This is a genomic window from Ectopseudomonas oleovorans (genome assembly GCF_003052605.1).
Lineage (GTDB): Bacteria > Pseudomonadota > Gammaproteobacteria > Pseudomonadales > Pseudomonadaceae > Aquipseudomonas > Aquipseudomonas oleovorans_A.
Window position 1 is genome coordinate 52,718 of record NZ_QASO01000039.1, and the last position, 7,518, is coordinate 60,235.

General features: G+C 61.0%; 8 protein-coding genes. 3 read left to right on the plus strand and 5 right to left on the minus strand.

Annotation, left to right across the window (positions count from 1 at the left end):
* Positions 1-18: 18 nt before the first annotated feature.
* On the minus strand, positions 19-240 hold the full coding sequence (locus DBO86_RS07545; RefSeq protein ID WP_003462010.1) for a DUF2835 domain-containing protein: 222 nt from the start codon (positions 238-240) through the stop codon (positions 19-21).
* Positions 241-384: 144 nt separating this feature from the next.
* On the opposite strand from DBO86_RS07545, the gene DBO86_RS07550 reads away from it, so the two are divergent.
* The gene (locus DBO86_RS07550; protein ID WP_074855930.1) at positions 385-1,266 is read left to right on the plus strand and encodes a DUF6685 family protein; all 882 of its coding nucleotides are present in this window, start codon (positions 385-387) and stop codon (positions 1,264-1,266) included.
* Between the two features lie 13 nt (positions 1,267-1,279).
* On the opposite strand, the gene recX is transcribed toward DBO86_RS07550, so the two are convergent.
* The 3 genes from recX to DBO86_RS07565 form a co-directional block, all read right to left on the minus strand.
* Positions 1,280-1,741, minus strand: coding sequence for a recombination regulator RecX (recX, locus tag DBO86_RS07555; RefSeq protein ID WP_074855928.1), 462 nt, complete (start codon positions 1,739-1,741; stop codon positions 1,280-1,282).
* Positions 1,742-1,752: 11 nt separating this feature from the next.
* Positions 1,753-2,796 carry a recombinase RecA gene (gene recA, locus DBO86_RS07560; protein WP_074855925.1) on the minus strand — a complete coding sequence of 348 codons (1,044 nt, stop codon included), beginning with the start codon at positions 2,794-2,796 and terminating at the stop codon, positions 1,753-1,755.
* 87 nt (positions 2,797-2,883) lie between these two features.
* Entirely contained in the window at positions 2,884-3,384 is a 501-nt protein-coding gene (locus DBO86_RS07565) for a CinA family protein (protein WP_104730259.1), read from the minus strand.
* A gap of 264 nt (positions 3,385-3,648) precedes the next feature.
* On the opposite strand from DBO86_RS07565, the gene mutS reads away from it, so the two are divergent.
* Both mutS and fdxA read left to right on the plus strand, forming a co-directional pair.
* Positions 3,649-6,216 carry a DNA mismatch repair protein MutS gene (mutS, locus tag DBO86_RS07570; RefSeq protein ID WP_108233377.1) on the plus strand — a complete coding sequence of 856 codons (2,568 nt, stop codon included), beginning with the start codon at positions 3,649-3,651 and terminating at the stop codon, positions 6,214-6,216.
* A 139-nt stretch (positions 6,217-6,355) separates the two neighbouring features.
* Positions 6,356-6,679, plus strand: a complete 324-nt coding sequence (fdxA, locus tag DBO86_RS07575) for a ferredoxin FdxA (RefSeq protein WP_003462027.1) — start codon at positions 6,356-6,358, stop codon at positions 6,677-6,679.
* Positions 6,680-7,127: 448 nt separating this feature from the next.
* Here the strand turns inward: fdxA and DBO86_RS26520 are convergent.
* Positions 7,128-7,518 (minus strand): hypothetical protein (locus tag DBO86_RS26520; RefSeq protein ID WP_482764204.1); only part of this gene is annotated, 391 nt, incomplete at its 5' end.

A 7,518-nucleotide genomic window follows, 5' to 3' on the forward strand; every position in this document is an offset into this window, starting at 1 on the left:
CGAGGCAGGCGCGCCAGATCAGTCCAAAGGGCGTAAACTCAGCAGCTCGCCGGAGTTACTGAATTCCAGTACGAAGGAACCAAAGATACCGGCGTGAGTCAGATACGGCCGCAGATGGTGGGCCGGCAAACTGACGCGGCGCCCATCCCGGCTTTGCGCCATAATCCGGTTGGCCTGGCCACGATAGATGGCCTGCAATCGTTCGGCCGATAACGCAATATCCAGCACCAAGCTGGGCATGGAGGCACCCTCGCAAATGAATGCGGCTATTTTGCCACAGACCCGCAACGCGACAGGCACTCCCGCGCCGCGCTACGCTATATGGGCAATAGCCATCCGCGTCTGCCACACTGCAGCAGACGCTTCAGGAGCGATCTGCCGGCCATGAGCCTGTCCGAATCCTCAACTCTCAGTAGCCGCCTGGCAGCCCTGGCCCAGCGCATGGGTCTGCTCGGCCGCAACTCACGACAGATATTCGCCAGAGCCAGCGCCCTGCGCCTGCCATTCAAACCGTTGCCTGCAGCGGTCGAAAGTATTGGTTGGCATGACGGCCCGCAATTGCAGCTTCTGCTCAACCTGCCTCGCGGCGCACTCTCCGGCCCGGTACAGGAAGACAAAGCACAGGCACATTCAGCGCTGACTCAAGTAGTGGAAGCGCAAATGCAGCAACTGCAGACTTTCGATCTGCGCCTGATCGACGGCTTCGCCTACCCTTGCCCTGCGCCAGGCTACGTGAGCTTCGAAGACTACGCAGCAAGCGAACACTGCAAGCAGGTGCGCATCATCAGCTACAAGGATTTCGTCAAAACCATCGGCCTGGCGTTGCCGCGTTTTCTCGCTGGCGAACCGATCGAGCTGCGTCAGGCCAACTGGCGCGGCTCACGCACCTTCTGGTCAGGGGATGTGCAAGGCGAAGCCTTCGCTGGAGCAATCGCCTATGCGCGCAGACGCGAACTGGAAGTGCTGCTGCCAGCCAATCTGGTTCGCTATCGTTTGAATGAAGCGGGCCTGGACAACCTGCAAAAGCGCTATCACGTACTGGCCATGCCAGAAGCGGCTTGGAGCGACCCCAGCTTCATGGGACTGCTACTGGACAACGGCATACCCTATGCGCGCCTGTCACTACTGAAGAAAGCCGGCACCCCAGAGTTCCTCCTCCTGCCCAAAGAGCATCAGGAAGCCACTGCGCTTGGCGAGGGACTGCGCCTGGCCGGCGCACAAGACGTGCCGAGCCATCTACGTCAGTTGGCCGTTCAGCCAGCCTGAGCAGACTGACGAGCTATTCGTCGCAACCGCGCAACAGACGCCCAATCATATCCAGCGAATAGCCACGGTAGGCCAGGAACCGGCCTTGTTGAGCACGCTCACGAGCATCACCCGGAAGCCGACCGGCAAACTTGCGCTGCCAGGTTTCACGCAACTGCTCGAACCAGTCGATACCACTTTCATGCAGAGCTTGATCGATATCACCACGCGCGAGCCCACGCTGGCCGAGCTCCTCACGAATACGCAGCGGACCGTAACCAGCACGCGCACGATAAGCGACGAAGCTTTCCAGATAGCGGGCCTCGGATAGCAAGCCCTCCTCTGACAGCTGCTGCAAGGCCGTGTCGATCATGTCCTCGGGGGCGCCACGCTTGCGCAACTTGCGCGTAAGCTCGACACGCCCATGCTCACGTCGCGCCAGCAGATCCATGGCCGCCCGCCTGACGGCGAGCGGGTTATCCAGTACGACGGTCATGCTCTGACGACTTAGAAGTCGACTTCAGCATCAGCCAGATCGGCAGCCGGAGCCTTGGCCGGAGCACTGCTGGCCAGCAACTTCTCGCGAATCAGACCTTCGATCTCGCGCGCCACTTCCTGGTTGTCTTCCAGGTACTTGGCCGCATTGGCCTTGCCTTGACCGATCTTGTTGCCCTTGTAGCTGTACCAGGCACCCGACTTCTCGACCAGACCCTGTTGCACGCCGAGATCGATGATCTCGCCATTACGGTAGATGCCCTTGCCATAGAGAATCTGGAACTCGGCCTGACGAAACGGTGGCGCGACCTTGTTCTTGACGATCTTCACGCGGGTTTCGCTACCCACGACCTCTTCACCTTCCTTAACCGCGCCGGTACGACGGATGTCCAATCGAACCGAGGCATAGAACTTCAACGCGTTACCACCGGTGGTGGTTTCCGGGCTTCCGAACATCACACCGATCTTCATGCGAATCTGGTTGATGAAGATCACTAGGCAGTTGGCGTTCTTGATGTTACCGGTGATCTTACGCAGCGCCTGGCTCATCAGGCGCGCCTGCAGACCGACGTGCATGTCACCCATTTCGCCTTCGATTTCCGCCTTGGGCACCAGAGCCGCCACGGAGTCGACGATGATCACGTCAATGGCATTGGAGCGCACCAGCATGTCGGTGATTTCCAGCGCCTGTTCACCGGTGTCCGGTTGCGATACCAGCAGGTCATCGACGTTGACGCCGAGCTTGCCGGCATAATCCGGATCCAGTGCGTGCTCGGCATCGACGAAGGCACAGGTGGCGCCAAGCTTCTGCGCTTCGGCGATCACCGACAAGGTCAGCGTGGTCTTACCGGAGGATTCTGGGCCGTAGATTTCAACAATACGGCCTTTTGGCAAACCGCCGATGCCCAGCGCGATATCCAGCCCCAGCGAACCGGTGGAGATGGCCGGAATGGCCTGACGCTCATGGTCGCCCATGCGCATGACCGCACCCTTGCCGAACTGCTTCTCGATCTGACCCAGGGCAGCCGCCAACGCGCGCTTCTTGTTCTCGTCCATTACCATCCTCACGTATTAACAAGGGCCTCGAGGGCCGCCGACAACTGTATAAGTAGCCAGTATTATTCCACAGGGCAAGTCGCCCGCCTACCCCACAAGCGGATTTTCCTCCTCCAACAGGCGCAGAAGCCCCGCCAGAGCGGCCTCGACCGTTTGTCGGCGCACCTCATCGCGGTTACCAGCGAACTGCTTGCGCACACTGAAAAGACGCTCGCCATCGCCCCAGGCCAACCAGACGGTACCGACCGGTTTCTCCACGGAACCACCGCCCGGCCCCGCCACCCCGCTGACAGCCACCGCATAGCGCGCCCCGCTATTGGCTTGAGCGCCACGCACCATCGCTTCGACCACTTCGCGGCTGACGGCGCCCACACTGCTGAACAATTCGGCCGGAACTGCCAGTTGCTTGCTCTTCTGTGCATTGGAATAGGTGACATAGCCGGCTTCGAACCAGGCCGAACAGCCGGGGATGCGCGTGATGGCCTCAGCGATACCACCTCCCGTGCACGACTCAGCCGTGGTGACTTGAGCCCCCTGCGTCTTTAGAGCCTCGCCCAGTAGCTCAGCCAACTCGCTGATTCTGTCCATATTCATACCTCCATCGTGAGCTGCAAACCCTACACAGCTTGCACGGTCGATGGAAACCACAGACTCCGCCACCTGCGAATCGTTGCGCATGAACAAGAAAGACTCAGGCAGGAAGGCGACGCGGGGGTTCCGACCAGAGACGCCATCCCAGGCCGGACATAGATACCCGGCTGAGTCCGAATCAACAACGAATCGCACCCACGCAACGGTCGAAGTGTGGGAAAATTCTCGGCTTCGTCACACCCACCGCACGTAAGGCCCGGCATGACCGATCTCTCCGCCCACACCCCGATGATGCAGCAGTACTGGAAGCTGAAGAACCAGCACCCGGATCAGTTGATGTTCTATCGCATGGGCGACTTCTACGAGATTTTCTACGAAGACGCGAAGAAGGCAGCCAAGCTGCTCGACATCACCCTGACCGCACGCGGCCAGTCGGCTGGCCAATCGATTCCCATGTGCGGCATTCCTTTCCATTCGCTCGAAGGCTACCTGGCCAAGCTGGTCAAGCTCGGCGAATCGGTGGTGATCTGCGAACAGATCGGCGACCCGGCCACCAGCAAGGGTCCGGTGGAGCGTCAGGTGGTACGCATCATCACCCCCGGCACCATCAGCGACGAAGCCCTGCTCGATGAGCACCGCGACAACCTGCTGGCTGCTGTCCTCGGTGATGAGCGCCTGTTCGGCCTGGCCGCGCTTGACATCACCAGCGGCCGCTTCAGCGTGCAGGAGATCAAGGGCTGGGAAAACTTGCTGGCCGAACTGGAGCGACTTAGCCCCGCCGAACTGCTGATCCCGGACGACTGGCCGCTGGGCCTGCCCGCCGAGAAGCGCAAAGGTTCGCGCCGCCGCGCCCCCTGGGATTTCGACCGCGACAGCGCCTTCAAGAGCCTGTGCCAACAATTCAGCACCCAGGATCTGAAAGGCTTCGGCTGCGAGAACCTGACCCTGGCCATCGGCGCCGCCGGCTGCCTGCTCAGCTATGCCAAGGAAACCCAGCGTACCGCCCTGCCTCACCTGCGCAGCCTGCGTCACGAGCGCCTGGACGACACGGTGATCCTCGATGGTGCCAGCCGCCGCAACCTGGAGCTGGACATCAACCTCGCCGGCGGCCGCGACAACACCCTGCAATCGGTGATGGATCGCTGCCAGACCGCCATGGCCAGCCGCCTGCTGGGCCGTTGGCTGAACCGTCCCTTGCGTGATCGCGCGGTGCTGGAGGCGCGTCAGGACGCCATCGCCCGCCTGCTCGATGGCTATCGCTTCGAAACGCTGCAGCCGCTGCTCAAGGAAATCGGCGACCTGGAGCGTATTCTCGCCCGTATCGGCCTGCGCAACGCCCGTCCGCGCGACCTTGCCCGCCTGCGCGACGCCCTGGCAGCACTGCCCGAGCTGCAGTTGGCGATGACCTCGCTGGATACCCCGCACCTGCAACAGCTGGCCAGCAGCATCTCCACCTACCCGGAACTGGCCGACCTACTGGCCCGCGCCATCATCGACAACCCGCCGGCGGTGATCCGCGACGGCGGCGTGCTGAAGAGCGGCTATGACGCCGAGCTGGACGAACTGCAGGCCATGAGCGAGAACGCCGGACAGTTCCTCATGGATCTGGAAGCGCGGGAGAAGGAGCGCACCGGCCTGGCCAACCTCAAGGTCGGCTACAACCGCGTGCACGGCTACTTCATCGAACTGCCGACCAAGCAGGCCGAGTCGGCGCCGGCTGACTACATCCGCCGACAGACACTCAAAGGTGCCGAGCGCTTCATCACCCCCGAGCTGAAAGAGTTCGAGGACAAGGCGCTGTCGGCCAAGAGCCGCGCCCTGGCCCGCGAAAAGATGCTCTACGACGAGTTGCTCGAGCGCCTGATCGGCCATCTGGCGCCGCTGCAGGACAGTGCCGCAGCCCTCGCCGAACTGGACGTGCTGAGCAATCTTGCAGAGCGCGCGCTGAATCTCGACCTGAACCGCCCGCGTTTCGTCGACGAGCCGTGCATGCGCATCGACCAGGGCCGTCACCCGGTGGTCGAGCAGGTGCTGACCACACCCTTCGTGGCCAACGACCTGGATCTCGACGACAACCGCCGCATGCTGATCATTACTGGGCCGAACATGGGTGGTAAATCCACCTACATGCGCCAGACCGCACTGATCGTGCTGCTGGCCCATATCGGCAGCTTCGTGCCGGCGGCGGCCTGCGAACTGTCGCTGGTCGACCGCATCTTCACCCGTATCGGCTCCAGCGATGACCTGGCCGGCGGCCGCTCCACCTTCATGGTAGAGATGAGCGAAACCGCCAACATTCTGCACAACGCCAGCGAGCGCAGCCTGGTACTGATGGACGAGGTCGGACGTGGCACCAGCACTTTCGACGGCCTGTCGCTGGCCTGGTCGGCGGCCGAGCATCTGGCGCGCCTGCGCGCCTTCACCCTGTTCGCCACCCACTATTTCGAGCTGACCGTGCTGCCGGAAAGCGAGCCGGTGGTGGCCAACGTGCACCTCTCGGCCACCGAGCACAACGAGCGTATCGTCTTCCTCCACCACGTTCAGCCAGGCCCCGCGAGCCAGAGCTACGGCCTGGCCGTGGCGCAACTGGCTGGCGTGCCGGGCACGGTGATTAGCCGTGCCCGCGAGCATCTGGCGCGCCTGGAAGCTACCAGCCTGGCGCACGATCTGCCACGCCAGGCGCCCGGCCAGCCGCAAGCGCCGATGCAGAGTGACCTGTTCGCCAGCGTGCCGCACCCACTGCTGGAGCAATTGCACAAGATCAACCCGGATGATCTGACTCCGCGCAAAGCGCTGGAGCTGTTATATACATGGAAGACGCAGATCTAACGTTCAATACAACAAACTGCTAGAATCGCGCGCAATTTTACGACCGCCCGGTTTACAGCCTGAGCCGCGGCCACATACAGAGCGCCTGACAGCCCTTCACAGAAAGGGCCCAGACCGCCGCCCGAGGAGAGAATCAGACATGACCTTCGTCGTCACCGACAACTGCATCAAGTGCAAATACACCGACTGTGTGGAAGTCTGCCCGGTGGATTGCTTCTACGAAGGCCCGAACTTTCTGGTCATCCATCCGGACGAGTGCATCGACTGCGCCCTGTGCGAGCCAGAATGCCCGGCCCAGGCAATCTTCTCCGAAGACGAAGTGCCCGACGGCATGCAGGAGTTCATCGAGCTGAACGCCGAACTGGCAGAAGTCTGGCCAAACATCACCGAAAGGAAAGATGCCCTGCCGGACGCCGAAGAGTGGGATGGTGTAAAGGACAAGCTGCAATACTTGGAGCGCTGAGTTCGCCCTGAAACACAAAGACCCGCCAAGTGCGTAATGCTGTTCACTTAAGGTTGCACACGTTTGACTCCCCTCTCCCATTTATTGGGGGCACGCCTAGGGTCTGGGGGAGAGGGCAGAAAACACCGCAAAACTGCCAGTTTCCCCCTCTCCGAACGCGGCCGCCCTAACCCTCTCCCCGAAGGGGCGAGGGGACTGGTCGAGCTCGACCGTTTCTTAAGTGAACAGCATTACGCCAAGTGCGGGTCTTTTACTTTTAGGCTCCGGGCCAACTGCCCGCCAGGCTGGTGTCACAAACAGCACGCGCAAAAAAAGGGCGGCTTGCGCCGCCCACTTTAATTCCCTAATCCCTTAATTTCCCAACCCATCATCCTGATGAATCGCTTCTTGCGATGTTCCTGATCATCATCCTGATGACCTGTGCTTGTCCCTAAACACGGGTGTGATATTAGCTGTTACGGGCAGCGGCACAACCCGGCCAAAATTTATCTCGAATGTTCATTGCCCCTATAAAAACCCTATAAAACATTAACTTAAAAACAAATTCAGCAAAAAGAGCAGTGTTTTCAACACAAACACTGACAACACCTGTAAGCGATGACTTACATTGGGTCGATCGGGTATCCGACTTCTCGGCGGCGTAGACAGCAGGGTTACAGCTTTTGGCCTTTCCTGCTCCGCCCGGTGGTTGCGCACCGGGCGCCGCTGAGATCTCCCAGTTTCTGTGCGAAGGACTTCCCGACGTGCAGAGGGTCTCCGACCGCGCGGGATCAGTGCATGACTGGCGTAAAACGCCATGCTCCGTGTTGCCTTCTGCTTCGCTTAACAGCATCGGCATC